This window comes from Enterobacter cloacae complex sp. 309I3 (genome assembly GCF_050031595.1).
GTDB classification, from domain to species: Bacteria; Pseudomonadota; Gammaproteobacteria; order Enterobacterales; family Enterobacteriaceae; genus Enterobacter; species Enterobacter cloacae.
Genome location: NZ_JBLGWI010000001.1, coordinates 2,833,977 through 2,850,208, shown reverse-complemented (window position 1 = coordinate 2,850,208; position 16,232 = coordinate 2,833,977). Strand labels below are relative to the sequence as shown.

At 58.7% G+C, this 16,232-nt stretch carries 12 protein-coding genes; 8 read left to right on the top strand and 4 right to left on the bottom strand.

Annotated features, from left to right (window positions below):
- Positions 1-83: 83 nt before the first annotated feature.
- On the bottom strand, positions 84-1,184 hold the full coding sequence (gene chaA, locus ACQG22_RS13535) for a sodium-potassium/proton antiporter ChaA (RefSeq protein ID WP_013096238.1): 1,101 nt from the start codon (positions 1,182-1,184) through the stop codon (positions 84-86).
- A gap of 270 nt (positions 1,185-1,454) precedes the next feature.
- On the opposite strand from chaA, the gene chaB reads away from it, so the two are divergent.
- On the top strand, positions 1,455-1,685 hold the full coding sequence (chaB, locus tag ACQG22_RS13530) for a putative cation transport regulator ChaB (RefSeq protein ID WP_013096240.1): 231 nt from the start codon (positions 1,455-1,457) through the stop codon (positions 1,683-1,685).
- Between the two features lie 177 nt (positions 1,686-1,862).
- The gene (locus ACQG22_RS13525) at positions 1,863-2,558 is read left to right on the top strand and encodes a gamma-glutamylcyclotransferase (RefSeq protein WP_013096242.1); all 696 of its coding nucleotides are present in this window, start codon (positions 1,863-1,865) and stop codon (positions 2,556-2,558) included.
- A gap of 41 nt (positions 2,559-2,599) precedes the next feature.
- Here ACQG22_RS13525 and ACQG22_RS13520 read toward each other — a convergent pair whose 3' ends face one another.
- The 3 genes from ACQG22_RS13520 to ACQG22_RS13510 form a co-directional block, all read right to left on the bottom strand.
- On the bottom strand, positions 2,600-2,839 hold the full coding sequence (locus ACQG22_RS13520; RefSeq protein WP_013096243.1) for a DUF1883 domain-containing protein: 240 nt from the start codon (positions 2,837-2,839) through the stop codon (positions 2,600-2,602).
- Between the two features lie 212 nt (positions 2,840-3,051).
- On the bottom strand, positions 3,052-4,836 hold the full coding sequence (locus tag ACQG22_RS13515; protein ID WP_057072599.1) for a methyl-accepting chemotaxis protein: 1,785 nt from the start codon (positions 4,834-4,836) through the stop codon (positions 3,052-3,054).
- 106 nt (positions 4,837-4,942) lie between these two features.
- Positions 4,943-5,296 carry a DsrE/DsrF/TusD sulfur relay family protein gene (locus ACQG22_RS13510; protein WP_048972373.1) on the bottom strand — a complete coding sequence of 118 codons (354 nt, stop codon included), beginning with the start codon at positions 5,294-5,296 and terminating at the stop codon, positions 4,943-4,945.
- A 72-nt stretch (positions 5,297-5,368) separates the two neighbouring features.
- Here ACQG22_RS13510 and nasR point away from each other — a divergent pair, with 72 nt between their 5' ends.
- The 6 genes from nasR to ACQG22_RS13480 all read left to right on the top strand — a co-directional run bounded on the left by nasR (position 5,369) and on the right by ACQG22_RS13480 (position 16,188).
- Positions 5,369-6,553, top strand: a complete 1,185-nt coding sequence (gene nasR, locus ACQG22_RS13505) for a nitrate regulatory protein NasR (RefSeq protein ID WP_129328040.1) — start codon at positions 5,369-5,371, stop codon at positions 6,551-6,553.
- Between the two features lie 228 nt (positions 6,554-6,781).
- Positions 6,782-8,029, top strand: a complete 1,248-nt coding sequence (locus ACQG22_RS13500) for a CmpA/NrtA family ABC transporter substrate-binding protein (RefSeq protein WP_095454523.1) — start codon at positions 6,782-6,784, stop codon at positions 8,027-8,029.
- Between the two features lie 2 nt (positions 8,030-8,031).
- On the top strand, positions 8,032-8,913 hold the full coding sequence (ntrB, locus tag ACQG22_RS13495) for a nitrate ABC transporter permease (protein WP_013096249.1): 882 nt from the start codon (positions 8,032-8,034) through the stop codon (positions 8,911-8,913).
- Positions 8,914-8,922: 9 nt separating this feature from the next.
- A complete protein-coding gene (locus ACQG22_RS13490) occupies positions 8,923-9,711 on the top strand; it encodes an ABC transporter ATP-binding protein (protein ID WP_013096250.1) in 789 nt (262 codons plus the stop codon).
- 13 nt (positions 9,712-9,724) lie between these two features.
- Positions 9,725-13,714, top strand: a complete 3,990-nt coding sequence (gene nirB / locus ACQG22_RS13485) for a nitrite reductase large subunit NirB (protein ID WP_369706756.1) — start codon at positions 9,725-9,727, stop codon at positions 13,712-13,714.
- On the top strand, positions 13,711-16,188 hold the full coding sequence (locus tag ACQG22_RS13480; RefSeq protein ID WP_259387372.1) for a nitrate reductase: 2,478 nt from the start codon (positions 13,711-13,713) through the stop codon (positions 16,186-16,188). The genes nirB and ACQG22_RS13480 overlap by 4 nt, the downstream gene beginning before the upstream one ends.
- The last annotated feature ends 44 nt before the right edge of the window (positions 16,189-16,232 follow it).

Below are 16,232 nucleotides of genomic sequence, written 5' to 3'. Positions count from 1 at the left end.
AACCCGCTTCGGCGGGTTTTTTGTTTCTCCCTCTCCCCGTGGGAGAGGGTTGGGGTGAGGGCATCAGCCCGCACCAGATAAAACTACGCAAATATCGTCATCAAATACGCCACAAACAGCGCCATATGCGCCGCGCCGTTGAGTACATTGGTGCGCCCGGTTGAGAACGAAATCTGACACAGCAGCAGTGACGCTACCATCACAATCATCTCCGGCGCGCCCAGCGCAAACTGCAGCTCGTTACCGGTCATAAAGGCAATCAGCGTCACCACCGGAACGGTAAGCGAAATGGTCGCCAGTACCGAGCCGAAGAACAGGTTCATGGCGCGCTGTACCTGATTGTTCAGCACCGCTTTCAGCGCGCCCAGCCCTTCCGGCGAGAGGATCAGCAGCGCCACCAGGAAGCCGGTAAAGGCCACCGGGGCATTCATCTCGGTTAACAGTGTCTCCAGCGGGTTGGCGTTCATCTTGGTGACGGCGATAACCGCAATCAGATGTACGATCAGCCAAACCGTATGCCATGCGCTGCTATGGGCAGATGGTTTGCCATGGTGCGGGTCATCGTCGTCGCTGTCGTCTTCATGCTCGTACACAAACAGACTCTGGTGCGTTTTGGTCTGAATCAACAGGAACACGCCATACATGGCGGCTGAAATCAATGCGACCAGCAGCGCCTGACCGGTAGAGAAGTTTGCTCCCGGCAACGCCATCGGGAAGACCAGCACGATAATCGCCAGCGGGAACAGGGCAATCAAATACTGTTTAATGCCAAACAGGTTCATATACTGGGTGGCGAACTTACGGCCGCCCAGCAACAGTGAAAAGCCCACCAGACCGCCGGTCACAATCATAATGATGGAATAGAGCGTATCGCGCATCAGGGTTGGCGCGGCGTCGCCGGTCGCCATCAGCGCGGAAATGAGGCTGACCTCAAGAATCACAACGGAAAGGCTGAGAATTAACGATCCATATGGCTCGCCCAGACGGTGGGCCAGGACATCGGCATGGCGAACCACGCTAAAGGCACTGGTTAAAATCCCTACCAGCGCAAGAATATTGATACCAACCACCACTGGCAGTGACTGACTGCTTCCCCAGAAGAGCAGCACAGCCAGTGCCAGAACCGGGAAAATGAGCGACGTCTCCTTGTGGCGGGTTTTTACCGCCTCGTGTGCTGCTGTCATGTGCTTCTCCATCAATGCAGGTGCTTGTAATTATAGATAGAATTTTGAGGTCATTACATTAACAGATCTCTATTAAATACCCTTTATATTTTACTTAATTTTACCCTAATCCTGTTTTAAGTCTCCTGATATCCATAATGTCATATTTTTGATTAATACATATTAAATAACATGTAATTAACTTAATTAATTCTTCAAAATTGATCCACGACTGGCAGCTTGCAGCATCGTCGTCCACACTTATGTTTTTAAGCAAAAGAGAGGTTAGTGATGCCATATAAAACGAAACGCGATTTACCCGATAACGTGCAAAACGTACTGCCCGCACATGCGCAGGATATCTATAAAGAGGCGTTTAACAGCGCCTGGGATCAATACAAAGATAAAGACGATCGTCGGGACGATGCCAGCCGGGAAGAGACGGCGCATAAAGTGGCCTGGGCGGCAGTAAAACATGACTACGAGAAAGGAGACGATGATAAATGGCATAAAAAGAAATAGCCGTAAAATAATAAGCTGCCTTCATTTTGACTTTTCAGGCGGTTGAACTGCCGTTGTATTGCAACTGGCCCGCGAATTGCTTATCGTTATTCAACTGCTGGCAAAATGACCAGTAGATAATGCCGGGAAGGTGAATTACAGATGTCGCAAGGAAGCATGCAGTGGCGGAGGTGTAAAGTGTTAACGCGTGATTTCTTAATGAAGGCAGATTGTAAGACGGCATTTGGTGCTATTGAGGAATCGCTTCTCTGGTCAGCTGAACAACGTGCGGCGTCGCTCGCTGCCACGCTTGCCTGCCGCCCGGATGATGGCCCGGTATGGATTTTTGGCTACGGTTCGCTGATGTGGAACCCGGCTCTGGAATTTGTCGAATCGGCGACAGGTACGCTCCCGGGGTGGCATCGCGCATTTTGTCTGCGATTAACCGCCGGACGCGGAAGTGCCTGTCAGCCGGGACGTATGCTTGCACTGAAAGAGGGCGGACGCACCACGGGGGTGGCGTATCGCCTGCCGGATGCCACGCTCGAAGAGGAGCTGACGCTGCTCTGGAAGCGCGAGATGATCACCGGCTGCTATATGCCAAGCTGGTGCAAGCTGGAACTTGATGACGGACGCACCGTCAACGCGCTGGTGTTTATTATGGATCCGCGCCATCCCCTGTATGAAGCGGATACCCGCACGCAGGTGATCGCGCCGTTGATTGCGGCGGCCAGTGGACCGCTCGGCACAAACGCGCAGTATCTGTTTTCACTCGATCAGGAACTGACGCGCCTCGGCATGCAGGACGAGTGTCTGAATGAGCTGGTAGCGAAGGTGAAAGCACTGCTGGAAGGAAATCCGCTGAATAACCCGCTGCGTCCGGGTTTTGCCTGATAATACGCCCGGCTGCGAGAGTGCAGACCGGGCGTCTGTTTTTAAGCGGCCACGTAGCTGACTGAGTGTTCGAGTGACTGACTATGGCTGTCAATCAGGACATCCCATGTGCCGGTATAAGGGACGGTTAGCCACGCCTTATCATCCTGCACGGTCAGGATATCTGCCTGCGATTGTTTTTGTGCCTTCGCACTCATCAAATGAATACGGCAGCGCTCTGAACAACGCACCACTACCGTATCCCCGCCAAACAGTTTCAAACTTGTTTTTACCAGTGCCATTTATTTACCCCGTAGTCTTAAACAACGCTCTCCCTGCTGCCATTTCCGAGCGTGATGTTGTTCACAATTCACTCATGGCATAACACCAAAGGGGGAGCGTCGGGATGCTGATTTTGATCAAAAAATGGCATAACGTTTAAACAAAAATGACAAAATACCTGAAAGCATTCAGCTGGCGCGCGTTTACACGGTGAAGGCGCGCCAGAAGAAAATTAAATGCGGAAATGTCCGGCAGTTTCAGCAAGGTCGCCCGCCTGGCTCTGCAGGGCGCTGGCGGCTGCGGCGGATTGCACCACCAGTTCAGCGTTCTGCTGCACCATTCTGTCGAGGTGCGTGACAGCATGGTTGATCTCATGGATGCCTTTCATCTGCTCGCTGGTGGCGATGGAAATTTCACGCATGATACCCGAGACGCTGCCGATGCTGGCGCGGATCTCATCCATGCTTTCCCCGGCCAGATGTACATAGCGGGAGCCGGTTGCCACGCTGTCGGTGGTGGAGTCGATAAGCGATTTGATCTCCTTCGCCGCCTGGGCGCTGCGGCTCGCCAGGTTACGTACTTCGCCTGCCACCACGGCAAACCCGCGGCCCTGCTCACCGGCGCGCGCTGCTTCCACCGAGGCGTTCAGCGCCAGGATATTGGTCTGGAAGGCGATGCCATCAATCACGCTGGTGATATCGCCAATTTTTGCCGAAGCCACTTCAATGGATTGCATGGTGCTGATGGCCTGAGAGACGACCTCACCGCCGCGTGAGGCCGCAGCGGAGGCTCTACTGGCCTGTTCATTCGCTTCTGCCGCAGACTCATTTGACTGGGTCACCGACGCGGTGATCTGCTCTACGGCGCTGGCGGTTTCACGCAGGCTGGAGGCTGCCTGCTCGGTGCGCCCGGAGAGATCCTGGTTGCCAGCCGCAATCTCCTGGGCGGCATTTTTCACCGAGGCGCTGGCATCACGCAGCTGGATCATCACCACCGAGAGCTTATCGCTAAAGGCGTTAAACGCCTGGGCGATTTGCGCCACTTCGTCGTTACCGCTCTCCGGCAGGCGCTGGGAGAGGTCGTTGGTACCGTTGGCGATGTTATGCATCGCGTCGCGGATATCGGACAACCGCTTGAGCAGGCGGGCAATCAGGATGTGGACAAGCGCGCCGCTCAGCAGGGCGAGGATCACCAGCGAGAGTGCCGAGGCTTTCAGCAGCGAGCGCATGCCGGAGGTGGCGTCGTTATTGTCGAGCGCGACCACCAGCATCCAGTTTGTTCCCGGAACGGCCGTGGCGACGAGGGTTTTATCACCGCCGTCAAATGTGCCATCAACCGGTTCACCGTTTTTCAGGGTCGCTAAATCGGTGCCGGTAATGGTCTCTGCAAACGGTTTTAACGTCAGGGCCGGATCGTTGGCGGCGATAACGCTGCCGTCGCTGTTCAGAAGTAACCCGCTGCTGGCCGGGGTCGGGTGAATGCCGCGCACGTTAGCCACCACGCTATCCATGGCCACATCGCCCGCCACCACCGCTTTCAGGGTCCCGTTTTCTTTTACCGGTACCGCAAAAGTTACCACCAGTTTTCCTGTTCCGGCATCCACGTAAGGCGCGGTCACCACAGGTCCGTCCTGGCTGACCACCTGCTGATACCAGGGGCGAATGGTCGGGTCATAATCCGCAGGCACGCCCGCAGGCTCAGAGAATTTCGCCGTTTTAGTGGCATAGCCCACATAGACGTTGGTGAAGCCTCCCGCCTGGGCGAGTTGTTTAAAGACCGGTACCGGGTCGTCACTCAGCGCCACGCTCTGGGCGGAGGTAATGACCGTCATTTTGCTTTTCACCCAGTCGGCAATCGCCATGTTATGGCTGGCGCTGGTGCTGGTCAGAATGTCACGCTGCGACTGCTGATTATCCTGGCGCGTGACCTGGAAATTAATGACGGTATTGAGAAGAAGGGCGACGACCAGACAGCCTGTCGTCGCGGCAATGATGCGAGCACGAATCGATCTGAACATAAGTGAAATACCTGCTGTGTTGTTTCCATGCCTATCGGCAACCCCGCAGGTAAACTTGATGCTGAAACCGCGTCCATAAGAAAATAATATTTTTACGGCTTTATTATTAAAAAGTTAATACTTTATCGGCGTCTAACGTCCATTCGGCCAGCTCGACAAGTGTGCCAATTTCCACGCCGTCAATCAGCGGCAGCCCGGTGATACCGCGCCCGTCAGTGCAGGTTTTGCAGAGCTTAACCGGCACGTTTTGCGCCGTCAGGATCTCCAGCATCTGCTGAATGTTGTAGCCCTCTGCCGGTTTTTGGCCTTTCAGGCCAGCGGTGACCGCGTCGGACATCAAAAAGATCCGCAGCTCCAGCTCGCTCGCGTTATCGCGCAATGCTATGGCCAGACGCAGGCTGTTAAAAAGGGATTCGCTGCCGTAGGCCGCCCCGTTGGCGACGATCACAATCTTCTGCATGTTAACTCCTGTTTATATTAAGGCACGAATATTGCTTCATTCTCCCAGGTAGGGTTATCCGGGAGAGTAAGCATGACATTAATGGCTGGCAATTCGTCGGGTGCAACCGAATGGCTCCAGCGCGCAAAGGCGTTGCGTCAGGAGCAGCTCAGCAAACTGGCACAGCTGGGCGTACTGGTGAATGGCATTAGCCAACTGGTGCATATGCTACAGTGCGAGCGCGGTGCATCAAACGTCTGGCTCTGCTCACAGGGTAAGCTCTATGCCCCCGAATGCAAAGCCAGCCGGGCGCTGGTGGATGAAAATCTCACCATACTGTATGGCATTCTGGATAGACACTCCCCAGTGCCGGGCAGCGCCGTGTGTGAGCGCATCGCCGCTGCGTTGCAGAGCCTTGAATCACTCCCCGCCCTGCGAGAAGGGGTGAACCAACAAACCGTTACCGCTCCGCAGGCGATGGAGCATTACTGTCGCATGCTTCGCCATCTGCTCAGTATCGTGCCGCAGCTCAACGACAGCATTGACGATCCGCATCTGGCGGGGCGTTTTGTTGCCCTCTACAGCCTGATGCAGGGCAAAGAGCTGGCGGGACAAGAGCGGGCGCTGGGGGCCATTGGCTTCACGCAGGGTTTTTTTGATGATGTCACCCGTCAGAGGCTGGTGGATCGCATTGACGGGCAGCAGGCCTGTTTTGAGATCTTTTTAAGCCACAGCCCGGCGGATGTGCAGAGCACCTTTTCCCGGGACTGCCAGCCCGACCGCGAGACAGAGCAACTCCGGCGTGTGGCCTGTACCCGCCAGCCTGCTGCGGATAATGGCGATACGGCGCTGAACTGGTTCGCCCTGCAAACGTCGCGTCTTGAGCACCTGCGCACCCTGGAGGAGATGGTTATCGCCGACCTGATGCTGGCGGTTGATGAGCGTATCCATCATGACCCTAAACATCCGGTAAGTGCCGATGAGAATGACGATCCGCTCGCGCTTTATCCGGATAAACCTTTGCTGCCGCTGGTTCGCCAGCAGGCTCGTGAAATAGAACAGCTTTCCCGCCAGCTCGCGACGCTGCGCGATACGCTGGAAGAGCGCAAGACCATTGATAAAGCCAAAAGCGTGCTGATGACCCACCACAATATGAGTGAGGAACAGGCGTGGACGGCGCTGCGCAAAATGGCGATGGACAAGAACCAGCGCATGGTGGATATCGCCCGCGCGCTGCTTACCGTGAAGCGATTGTGGCAGCTAACCCCTAAGGAGTAGCTGCACAATCAGTGGGCACGTTGTGCCTGATTGAGGTGCGTTTTTGCAGAGCCAGTGGGGCAAAAGCCATAAAAACAAGGCATTAAAACCTGGCATTCGCTTTGCATTATTTCAGTAACCAATTTTGACGGTGCGCCAACGGCGGTGCATCAGTCTTCGGGATAAAGGCGTCCAGCGGTGCTTCGGCACTGTCGGGCGCTTTTTTTTGTCTTTTTTTCAGGAGTGGTCATGGCGGATTTGTCGAGACGGCGTTTTTTGCAGGCCAGCGTGTTGGCGAGCAGTGCAATGTTGTTACCGGGTGTCATGCAGGCCGCGTGGGCGGCAGGCTCGGATAAACCCGAGCAGGAGACGGTGCGCATCGGGTTTATCCCGCTGACCGACTGCGCTCCGGTGGTCATCGCGGCGCTGAAAGGGTTCGATAAAAAGCATGGCATTACCATCGTGCCCACCAAAGAGGCGAGTTGGGCGGCCGTGCGCGACAAGTTAGTCGCGGGGGAGCTGGACGCGGCGCACATTCTTTACGGTCTGCTGTACGGACTGGAACTGGGGATCGCCGGTAAGCCACAGCAGATGGCGAATCTGATGACCCTCAACCAGAACGGCCAGGCGATTACGCTCTCTGCCGATCTGGCAGAGAAGGGCGTTCGCGATCTCGACGGGCTGAAGAAACTGATTGGTCAGCAGGCACCGGGCACGTACACCTTCGCGCATACCTTCCCGACGGGCACGCACGCCATGTGGCTCTACTACTGGCTGGCCAGTGCGGGCATTAACCCGTTTGACGATGTTCGCACCGTGGTGGTACCGCCGCCGCAGATGGTGATGAACATGCGCATTGGCAATATGGTCGGCTTTTGCGTCGGCGAGCCGTGGAATGCCCGGGCCATTAACGATCGCATCGGTTTTACCGCTGCAACGTCGCAGTCTATCTGGGCTGACCACCCGGAAAAAATCCTCGGTACCCGTCGCGACTGGGTGGAGAAAAATCCGCACACCGCGCGGGCACTGGTGAGCGCAGTACTGGAAGCCGCGCGCTGGATCGACGCTTCACCGGAAAACAAACGTGAAACGGCGCAGATCCTCTCGCGTCGCGCATGGCTGAACACCAAAGAGCAGTACCTCACCGGACGGATGCTGGGTGAGTACGACAACGGGGTGGGCACGCGCTGGCAGGACGCGCATCCGATTCGTTTCTTCAACGACGGCGCCGTCAGCTACCCGTATCTCTCCGACGGCATGTGGTTCTTAACCCAGTTCCGCCGCTGGGGTTTGCTCAAAGCCGCGCCGGACTACGCGGGCATCGCGCAGCGCATTAACCAGACCGCGGTCTGGCAGGATGCCGCCACCGCGGTGGGGGGCATTACCACACCGACTTCACCACTACGCAGTAGCACCCTGATGGACGGCACCGTCTGGAACGGTACCGATCCTGAAGGCTATGCCAACCGCTTCGCTATTCACCGTAAAGGGGCCTGATTATGCAGCATCTGCACAGCACGAAAGCAAAACACGAGACGCCGGTGAGTGGCGAGGTGATTACCCTGCCACCGGTTCAGGTTCGCCGTCGTCCTCCGGCGATTGCCCGCCGGATTAACGACGTGCTCCAGCGTATCATTCCGGCGCTGCTGGGGCTGGGGCTGCTGGTGGTGCTCTGGCAACTGGCGGCAATCAACAGCAAAGGCTTCCCGACGCCGCTGAGCACGCTGGATTCTGCCATCACCCTGTTTGCCGATCCGTTTTATCGCGACGGGCCAAACGACATGGGGATCGGCTGGAACGTGCTTGCCTCCCTGCAGCGCGTGGCGGTGGGCTTTGGCCTGGCCGCGTTAGTCGGTATCCCGCTCGGTTTTCTGATTGGCCGTTTCACCTTTTTCTCACGCATGTTCAGCCCGCTGATTGCGCTGCTGCGCCCGGTCAGCCCATTGGCCTGGCTGCCTATCGGCCTGCTGCTGTTCCAGAAAGCAGAGCCGGCTTCCAGCTGGACCATTTTTATCTGTTCGATCTGGCCAATGGTGATTAACACCGCCGAAGGGGTACGCCGTATTCCGCAGGATTACCTCAACGTCGCCCGCGTGTTGCAGCTTTCTGAGTGGACCATTCTGCGTCGGATCCTCTTCCCGGCGGTGCTGCCGGCGGTGTTGACCGGGGTACGTCTTTCCATCGGTATCGCCTGGCTGGTGATTGTCGCCGCCGAAATGCTGACAGGCGGCTTAGGGATCGGTTTCTGGATCTGGAATGAGTGGAACAACCTCAACGTCGAAAACATTCTCATCGCCATCGTCATCATTGGCGTGGTCGGGTTACTGCTGGAGCAGGGGCTGATGCTGATCGCCCGTCGCTTTAGCTGGCAGGAAAAATAAGGAGCGAACATGAAACCAATCATTCAGGTCCAGGCCGTAAGCCAGCGTTTTTCTACCGCCAGCGGAGAATTTCTGGCGCTGCAGAACGTCTCGTTTGATATCCACGAAGGGGAAACCGTGAGCCTGATTGGCCACTCCGGCTGCGGCAAATCAACGCTGCTGAACTTGATCGCCGGGATCACCCTGCCGACGGAAGGGGGACTGATTTGCGACAACCGTGAAATTGCGGGTCCGGGACCGGAGCGTGCGGTGGTCTTTCAGAACCACTCCCTGCTGCCGTGGCTGACCTGTTTCGACAACGTTGCGCTGGCGGTCGATCAGGTGTTCCGCCACACCATGAGCAAGGCGGAGCGTCGTGAGTGGATTGAACACAACCTCGATCGCGTGCAGATGGGGCACGCCCTACATAAACGCCCGGGGGAGATCTCAGGCGGCATGAAGCAGCGCGTGGGCATTGCCCGTGCGCTGGCGATGAAGCCGAAAGTGTTGCTGATGGATGAACCGTTTGGCGCGCTGGATGCCCTGACGCGTGCCCATCTGCAGGACTCCGTGATGCAAATCCAGCAGGCGCTCAACACCACCATTGTGCTCATCACCCACGACGTGGACGAAGCGGTGCTGCTCTCTGACCGCGTGCTGATGATGACCAACGGCCCGGCGGCGACCGTCGGCGAAATCCTGGAGGTTGACCTGCCGCGTCCGCGTAACCGGGTGCAGCTGGCGGACGACAGCCGCTACCACCACATGCGCCAGCAGATCCTCCATTTCCTCTATGAAAAACAGCCCAAAGCGGCGTAGTGGGGGCACCACGATGCGACTGGTCATTATCGGCAATGGAATGGCAGCAACACGGCTGATTGCCTCGCTGACCGGGCGTGCGCCTGGCCGCTTCGCGATCACCGTGTTGGGTGAGGAGCCTGAGCATGCGTACAACCGCATCCAGCTTTCGCCGGTGCTGGGTGGGGAAAAACGTCCGGAACAGATCCGCCTGCAGGACGATGACTGGTACCGCGAGCGCGGCGTCACGGTGCTCAGGGGGCAAAAGGTGCTCGCCGTGGACGTGGCGAAACGGGAAATCCGTACCGCGCAGACCACGCTGGCGTGGGATGAACTGGTCTTCGCCACCGGGTCGATACCGTTCGTGCCGCCGATCCCCGGGGGCGATGCGCCACACGTCTTTACCTTCCGCCGCCTTGAGGATACGCGAGCCATTGCGCAGATCCCGGGGCCAGCGGTGGTGTTGGGCGGTGGCGTGCTGGGCGTTGAGACGGCAGCGGCGCTGGCACAAACTTGTGACAACGTCACGCTGGTGCATCGCGGACCGTGGTTGATGGAACAACAGCTGGATCAGCAGGCGGGGCTGCTGCTGGAGGCTGCGCTGGCGGAGCGCGGCGTACGCTGCGAGCTGTCGTCCGGGATCGCGGCAATCGCGCCTGATTCAGTGACGCTACACAACGGACGCCAGGTTAGCGCCGCGCGCGTGGTGCTGGCCACTGGCGTACTGCCCAACATCGCCCTGGCAAGCGCCAGCGGTATTCGCTGCGCCCGTGGCATCGTGGTCGACCAGCAGATGCGGACCTCCGTCCCGGCTATTAGCGCCATTGGGGAGTGCTGCGAAATCGACGGTCAGACGTTTGGCCTGGTTGCCCTCTGCCTGGCACAGGCGGACATTCTCGCCGCCCGGCTGGCAGGGGACGCCCCTGTGCCTTTTGCCCATACCGACAGCGGGATGCGCCTGAAGGTCACCGGTGTGGAGCTCTTCAGCGCCGGGCGCGTAACGGCGCAACCGGAGGATACGGTCTGGGACGCGTGGGATCCGCTGACCCATCACTACCGTCGCTTACTGATTCATCGCGGTGCGCTGGCTGGCGTACTGCTGATGGGAGATTGCCGCAGCGCGGCAACATTTACCGATTTACTGGCAACGGCTGCGCCCGCACACGTGGACTGGCTGTTCGATCGATTCACTACGACGCAACCGCAGGTTGCAGGACAGAACGCTATGACAAAACCTACTCTGGTGGTGGTTGGACACGGTATGGTCGGCCACCATTTTCTTGAAGACTGCGTAAACCGCAATCTGCATCAGCAATACCAGATTGTCGTCTTTGGCGAAGAGCGTTATGCCGCTTACGACCGCGTCCATCTCTCAGAGTATTTTGGCGGCCGCAGCGCGGAGTCCCTCTCGCTGGTGGAGGGCGATTTCTTTGCCATACACGGCATAGAGTTGCGTTTGTCGCAGCAAATTGTCGCCATCGATCGCGACGCGCACGTGGTGCGTACCGCCAGCGGTCACGAAATCCACTGGGACAAACTGGTGCTGGCGACCGGCTCGTATCCGTTTGTGCCGCCGGTGCCGGGCAACACGCTGCCGGGCTGCTTTGTCTATCGTACGCTGGACGATCTCGATAACATTGCCGCGCATGCGAAGGGATCCCGACGCGGCGTAGTCATTGGCGGTGGCCTGCTCGGGCTGGAGGCGGCCAACGCCCTCAAACAGCTGGGGCTTGAAACCCACGTGGTGGAATTCGCCCCCAACCTGATGGCGGTACAGCTCGACAACGACGGCGCGGCGATGCTGCGTAAAAAAATTGAAGCGCTCGGCGTCGGGGTTCACACCAGCAAAGCCACCACTGAAATTGCGGCCACCGACGACGGGCTGGTCCTGCGTTTTGCCGACGGTGAACAGCTGGACACCGATATGGTGGTCTTCTCTGCCGGGATCCGCCCGCAGGATGCGCTGGCGCGCAGCAGCGGCCTGGCGATCGGCGAGCGTGGCGGGATCTGCATTGATACCGCCTGCCAGACCTCAGATAAGGACATCTTCGCCATCGGGGAGTGCGCGCTGTGGGAAGGTAAAATTTTCGGTCTGGTGGCGCCGGGTTACCAGATGGCACGCGTGGCGGCGGCCACGCTGGCGGGTGAGGAGAAATCCTTCACCGGCGCGGATATGAGCACCAAACTTAAGCTGCTGGGCGTGGACGTGGCCTCGTTTGGGGATGCCCATGGCCGTACGCCGGGGGCATTGAGCTACCAGTGGACCCACGGCCCGCAGCAAATCTATAAAAAAATTGTCGTCAGCCATGACAACAAAACCCTGCTCGGCGGCGTGCTGGTGGGGGATGCCAGCGAATACGCCACGCTGGTGCAGATGATGCTTAACGGAATCAGCCTGCCGAAAGAGCCTGAAACGCTCATCTTGCCAGCCTTCTCCGGTAGCGCGCCAAAAGCGCTGGGGGTGGCGGCGCTGCCGGACAGCGCGCAGATCTGCTCCTGTCATAACGTCAGCAAAGGCGATATCTGCCAGGCAGTGAGCGCCGGTGCGACGGAGATCGGTGCCATCAAGCAGTGCACCAAAGCGGCGACCGGCTGCGGTGGGTGCAGCGCGCTGGTGAAACAGGTGATGGAGTTCCAGCTGGCTGAGCAGGGCGTGGAGGTGAAAAAAGATATCTGTGAGCACTTCCCGTACTCACGTCAGGAGATATATCACCTGGTGCGCGTCAACCATATTCGTACCTTCGACCAGCTGATTAGCCGCTACGGCCAAGGGCACGGCTGTGAGATCTGTAAACCGCTGGTGGGGTCAGTGCTGGCCTCCTGCTGGAACGAATACCTGCTGAAACCGGCGCATCTGCCGTTGCAGGACACCAACGACCGCTACTTTGCCAATATTCAGAAGGACGGAACGTACTCCATCGTGCCGCGCATGCCCGCCGGGGAAGTAACGGCCGACGGGCTGATTGCTATCGGGCAGATCGCAAAGCGCTACGGGCTGTACAGCAAGATCACCGGCGGCCAGCGTATTGACCTGTTTGGTGCCACGCTGGAGCAGTTGCCGGAGATCTGGCAGGCGCTGGTGGAGGCCGGATTTGAAACCGGGCATGCGTACGGTAAATCCCTGCGGACCGTGAAATCCTGCGTCGGGTCAACCTGGTGCCGCTATGGCGTGCAGGACTCCACCGGCCTTGCGGTCAAACTGGAGCACCGTTACAAGGGGCTGCGCGCGCCGCACAAAATCAAAATGGCGGTGTCCGGCTGTACCCGCGAGTGTGCCGAGGCGCAAAGCAAAGATGTCGGCGTGATCGCCACGGACAAGGGCTGGAATCTCTATCTGTGCGGCAACGGCGGCATGAAGCCGCGACACGCGGATCTCTTCGCCAGCGATCTGGATGAAGAGACGCTGATCCGTATCGTCGACCGTTTTCTGATGTTCTACATTCGCACGGCGGATCGCCTGCAGCGGACCAGCACCTGGATGGACAACCTTGAAGGCGGTCTCGACTATCTGCGGGAGGTGATCCTCGACGATAGCCTCGGTATTGCGCAGGAGATGGAGCAGGAGATGGCCCGTGTGGTGGAAACGTATCAGTGTGAATGGCAGACCACGCTTAACGATCCGAACCGTCTGGCGCTGTTCCGCACGGCGGTGAACGGTCCGGCGACGGAAGAGAGTAAACGCTGGCAGGAAATTTGCGGTCTGGATGAGATCCCGGAGCAGGCGGGGATCGGCGCCCGGCTGGGGCGTAAGCCGATCGCGCTGTTCCGTTTTGGCAAATCGGTCTATGCCCTTGACGATCAGGAGCCAGGCAGCGATGCGAACGTGCTGTCTCGCGGTATTCTTGGCGATGCGGCGGGTGAGCCGGTGGTTATCTCGCCGCTCTATAAACAGCGTATTCGCCTGCGCGACGGCTGCCAGGTGGATAACGGTGAGCCTGCGGTGCGCGCCTGGCCGGTGAAAATCGAAAACGGCAAGGTGTGGGTGGGGAACGACGCGTTGCTGGTGCGTGCGGAGGCATCATGAATGAAACCCGAACAACGTGCCCGTACTGCGGCGTCGGTTGCGGCGTGGTGGCCCGGGTTGAGGGCGACAAGGTCACGGTGCGCGGCGATGAACGCCATCCCGCCAGTTTTGGACGGCTGTGCGTCAAAGGCGCGGCGTTAGGTGAAACCACGGGCCTGCAGGGGCGGCTGCTGCACCCGGTGGTGGACGGGCTGGAGGTGGACTGGCCGCAGGCGTTAAGCACGGCCGGCGAGCGGCTGCGGGCGATTATCGACACCTGGGGGCCGCAGGCGGTGGCGTTTTACGCCTCCGGCCAGCTACTCACCGAGGATTACTACGCTGCCAATAAGCTGATGAAAGGGTTTATAGGCGCGGCGAACATCGATACCAACTCGCGACTCTGCATGTCGTCGGCAGTAGCAGGCTATAAGCGCGCATTTGGCGAAGATGTGGTGCCGTGCAGCTATGAGGACGTGGAGAACAGCGATCTGGTGGTGCTGGTGGGTTCAAACGCGGCATGGACGCATCCGGTGCTTTATCAGCGGCTGGTTCAGGCGCGGCAAAACAATCCGCAAATGAAAGTGGTGGTGATCGATCCGCGTAAAACCGCCACCTGTGATATCGCCGACCTGCATCTGGCACTCGCACCCGGCAGTGACGCCGGGCTGTTTGTCGGTTTGCTCAACCTGATCCAGGGTACTGACGATTGGCCGATTGCCCGCGTGGCCGGGTTTTGTGGTCTTGATGCACAGGAGATTGCCACGTTTTACGACTGGTTCCTCACGGCGCCGCGTGCCATTACGCTCTACACCATGGGGATCAACCAGTCTTCCAGCGGCAGCGACAAGTGCAACGCCATCATTAACGTCCATCTTGCCAGCGGGAAATTTGCCCGTCAGGGCTGCGGGCCGTTTTCGCTGACCGGCCAGCCAAACGCGATGGGGGGACGGGAAGTGGGGGGCCTCGCGAATCAACTGGCGGCGCATATGAACTTCGAGCCGGACGATCTCTTGCGGGTGGCGCGTTTCTGGGGAACAGAACGGCTGGCGCAAACGCCGGGCCTGATGGCCGTTGAGCTGTTTGACGCCATTGCCCGCGGTGAGGTAAAGGCGGTATGGATCATGGGCACCAATCCGGCTGTCTCGCTGCCGGACAGTCACGCGGTATGCCAGGCGCTGGCGAACTGTCCGCTGGTCATTGTTTCTGAGGTGATGCAGGAGACCGACACCAGCCGCTACGCCCATATTCGTTTCCCGGCGCTGGGCTGGGGAGAGAAAAACGGTACGGTCACCAACTCCGAACGGCGGATTTCGCGCCAGCGCGCCTTTCTGGCTGCCCCGGGCCAGGCAAAACCGGACTGGTGGATTGTTGCCCAGGTGGCGAAACAGCTGGGCTATGGTGAGGCCTTTGCCTGGGAACATCCGCAGGAGATTTTTTGTGAACATGCGGCGCTGTCGGCATTTGAGAATGACGGGGCACGGGCGTTTAATCTGCATGCGCTGGCGGGGCTTACCCGTGAGGCGTGGGATCAGCTTGAGCCTTATCAGTGGGCGGCGGGCGATTTTCCCCACCGGAATATTGTGCCCGTTGAGCCGCGTCCGCACGGCGCGGTGCCAGATGCGTTATATCCGTTGCTGCTGAATACCGGACGCATCCGCGATCAATGGCATACCATGACCCGTACGGGATATGTTCCCGGGCTGATGCAGCATATCTCTGAGCCCTGCGTTGAGATCTGCGCCGCAGATGCCGCCCGCTTCTCACTTTGCGACGGGCAACTGGCACGGATCAGCTCTCCGCGTGGAGTGATGGTGGCAAAAGTACGTATCAACGATGGACAAAGGGAGGGGGAAGTATTCGCGCCCATGCACTGGAATGCGCAGTTTGCCCGTCAGGGAAAGGTCAATACGCTGGTGGCAGGGCGCTGCGATCCGCAGTCCGGCCAGCCGGAGAGTAAACAGACCGCCGTCAGGATCATGCCATGGCAGCCTGAATGGCAGGGAGAGCTGTATGCCCGTGTGCTGCCGGAACTGCCGCCTTCGGTACACTGGTGGCGCAAAGCATCACGCCTGACGGTGGCGAGTGACGAACCGTTGATGCCGTGGGTGAAAGAGTATGCTGAACAGCAGGGCTGGCAACTGCAACTTGCCCGGACGGATGCGCGCAGCAGCGTACTGGCATGGCATAACGGCGAGCTGATGCTCGGATTCTGGGAAGGGACTACGTTGCCAGCGCTGGCGCATGCGACTATCGAAGAGGCTTTTCGTCGGGCTCCTGAGACGCTTGCGGAGCGGCATGCGCTCCTGAACGGCGCGGGCGCGGGGGAGAGTGTCGATCCGGGACGCATTATCTGCAGCTGTTACTGCGTCGGGGAAAATGCGATACGGGAGGCGATTGTCGGCGGGTGCGATTCCGTTGCATCGCTGGGGGCGAAGCTACGGTGTGGCACCAACTGCGGTTCCTGCGTGCCGGAGCTGAAAGGGCTGTTTGGATAATGGTCTAAGAGTGTCGGGTAAAGCGACAATAATGTTCAGGATAT

Coding starts and splice junctions, on each gene's coding strand:
- ACQG22_RS13520 (WP_013096243.1), bottom strand. CDS start 2,839: ATGGCACTGGTAAAAACAAGTTTGAAACTGTTTGGCGGGGATACGGTA.
- ACQG22_RS13490 (WP_013096250.1), top strand. CDS start 8,923: ATGAAACCAATCATTCAGGTCCAGGCCGTAAGCCAGCGTTTTTCTACC.
- ntrB (WP_013096249.1), top strand. CDS start 8,032: ATGCAGCATCTGCACAGCACGAAAGCAAAACACGAGACGCCGGTGAGT.
- ACQG22_RS13500 (WP_095454523.1), top strand. CDS start 6,782: ATGGCGGATTTGTCGAGACGGCGTTTTTTGCAGGCCAGCGTGTTGGCG.
- nasR (WP_129328040.1), top strand. CDS start 5,369: ATGACATTAATGGCTGGCAATTCGTCGGGTGCAACCGAATGGCTCCAG.
- chaB (WP_013096240.1), top strand. CDS start 1,455: ATGCCATATAAAACGAAACGCGATTTACCCGATAACGTGCAAAACGTA.
- nirB (WP_369706756.1), top strand. CDS start 9,725: ATGCGACTGGTCATTATCGGCAATGGAATGGCAGCAACACGGCTGATT.
- ACQG22_RS13515 (WP_057072599.1), bottom strand. CDS start 4,836: ATGTTCAGATCGATTCGTGCTCGCATCATTGCCGCGACGACAGGCTGT.
- ACQG22_RS13510 (WP_048972373.1), bottom strand. CDS start 5,296: ATGCAGAAGATTGTGATCGTCGCCAACGGGGCGGCCTACGGCAGCGAA.
- ACQG22_RS13480 (WP_259387372.1), top strand. CDS start 13,711: ATGAATGAAACCCGAACAACGTGCCCGTACTGCGGCGTCGGTTGCGGC.
- chaA (WP_013096238.1), bottom strand. CDS start 1,184: ATGACAGCAGCACACGAGGCGGTAAAAACCCGCCACAAGGAGACGTCG.